Below are 2,249 nucleotides of genomic sequence, written 5' to 3'. Positions count from 1 at the left end.
TCATGGCCTTTTTGGTCTAGTCGCTAAGGTGTTGCACTTGAATTGTAAACTGGGGAAATACTTTGTGATCGCAGCATTAGTTGGGGTCGTGGTGGTGATCGGGACGATGAGCTTACTGGCACCACAACTGGCGGTGACTGGCGCCAATCCGCCATTTGGGTTGCCACAAGCCAACTTGATCGCAACGTTAACGGCTGGCATTATGTCTGGGCATTTGCCTTGGATCATGGTCATTGTCGGCGCCATGCTGGGGATCGTGTGTTGGTTGTTAAAGCTGCCGATCATGACGGTGGCACTCGGCTTTTACTTGCCGATGGCGACCACTAGCGTCATTTTAGTCGGGGCACTGTTGCGCTTGTTAGTGGAGAAACTGTCCAAAGATGAAGCCGTGAAGAAACAGCGGGTGGATTCTGGGGTGTCGTTAGCCAGTGGCTTGATTGCAGGTGGCTCATTGATCGGGTTGATCGGCATCGGCTTGCAGGTGTCTGGCATCCTCACACCAGGCCAACCATCTGGTAACGGCAAAGCGTTCGGATTGTTGGTGTTAATGGGTTTGGCGATGGCGGTACCGCTTTTGCGCAAGCGCGCGGTGAAATAGTATAATTGGTTGGGTTTTTGAATAAGGAGGAAGCAACATGTCTATCAAACGTTCTGCATGTACCTCAATTATGGTCGGGAAAAAGGCTTCATTAGAAGGCACGACTTATATTTCACGCAACGAAGACCGCCTCAAAGCGATCCATCCTAAAGCTGTCATTGTCCAACCAGCCGTCACTGGCCGCAAAGAAACTTTTGTCTCAGCTTATAACCAATTGACCGTACCGCTGCCTGCCAGTGGCATGCGCTACACCGCCACGCCAGACGTCGATCAGTCTGCAGGCCCTAACGAAGAAGATGGCTTCAACAGCAAAAATGTCGGCGAATCCGCCACAGAATCCGTTTATGCCAACGAACGCGTTTTAGCTTATGATCCTTTCGTGCAAAATGGGTTAGCTGAAGATGCTTTGACGACTTTAGTGCTGCCATTCATCGATTCCGCGCGCCACGGGGTGCAATACTTAGGCGAACTGGTGGCTAAGTACGGTTCCGCTGAAGGTAACGGCGTGCAGTTCATCGATGCCAACGAAGTGTGGTACATGGAAATCGTTACTGGCCATCAATGGGTCGCAGTAAAGATTCCCGACGACTGTTATGCGGTGGCTGCCAACCAAGTGGCGATTCAACAAATCGACTTCAACGACCCGGACAATTATCAATGGGCTGCTGGCATTCAAGCATTCGTGGAAAGCCACCACTTGAATCCTGATCCAGAAGGTTTCAACTTCCGCCACATTTTTGGCACAGATACTAAGAAGGATCATCACTACAACACCCCACGCGTTTGGTTTGCGCAAAAGTACTTCAACCCAGAAGATCAAAGCCAAGACCCTGAATCGGCGGAATTGCCTTTTATCCGCAAACCAAGTCGCAAATTGTCGATCGAAGATGTGCAATACGTGTTGAAGTCTCACTTCGATGAAACCCAATATGATCCAATGGGCAATGGCTCAGCTCACGACAAGTTGACTTACCGCGCGATTTCTCTGTCACGCACGGCCAACTCTCATATTTTGCAAATGGGCGACTTAGCCGTACAATGGGTCGGCTTCGGGATTCCAACGTTCTGCCCCCATGTGCCAATGTTTGCTAACACTGACGCGATCGCCAAAGCCTACACCGATGTGCCTGAAAAAATGACCTTGGATTCCGCTTACTGGTTGTTTGAAGCATTAGCTATGGTGGTTGAAAGTCACTACGAAGACTTTATCGAAGCCGACCTTGCTTATCAAAAAGACTTAAGCGAATGGGCGCGCCGTGAAATCGCGACGATTCAAACCCATGCGCTAGGCCTTGAAGGTGCCGCGCAAACGGCTTACTTGACACAACAAAACCAACGCATTGTCGATCACTATCTGACCACGACACGTGATTTCTTGTTTGAATTGATGACTGAAGGTACTGAATTATCCAAGCTCACCTTCAAAATGGATCCAAATCTGTAAGCTTGATGAAAAAGCGGCTGAGCGCCGCTTTTTTTCATGCCGCAAACGTGTTAACGTGTGAAAGGAATATTTCTCTCATGCTGTCCGGCATCGTAAGCGTGTTTTGAATCTTCAAGTTAGCAATACCAATTGCCTTGCGGCCCGAAAATACGTGAGCTCCAGCGCCTTGGCGCCACTGCGGAAAATTGGACAAGTTGGTATGACTAA

Annotated in this window: 2 protein-coding genes; both read left to right on the top strand. The window is 49.5% G+C overall.

All coding sequences use genetic code 11. The features are described 5' to 3' along the window. Nucleotides 1-598 (top strand): OPT/YSL family transporter (locus FD01_RS13860; RefSeq protein WP_191981531.1); only part of this gene is annotated, 598 nt, incomplete at its 5' end. Nucleotides 599-635: 37 nt separating this feature from the next. After that, nucleotides 636-2,042 (top strand): C69 family dipeptidase, encoded by a 1,407-nt coding sequence (locus tag FD01_RS13855; protein ID WP_056964868.1) that lies wholly within the window; start codon nt 636-638, stop codon nt 2,040-2,042. Nucleotides 2,043-2,249: the final 207 nt, after the last annotated feature.

Source organism: Lacticaseibacillus manihotivorans DSM 13343 = JCM 12514, assembly GCF_001435035.1.
Classification (GTDB): domain Bacteria; phylum Bacillota; class Bacilli; order Lactobacillales; family Lactobacillaceae; genus Lacticaseibacillus; species Lacticaseibacillus manihotivorans.
Note: the sequence above shows the minus strand (reverse complement) of the source record. Positions and strands in the feature narration are given on the sequence as shown.

What these genes read in the sequence shown, in the direction of transcription:
- FD01_RS13855 (WP_056964868.1), top strand. Translation starts at nt 636, where the DNA reads ATGTCTATCAAACGTTCTGCATGTACCTCAATTATGGTCGGGAAAAAG.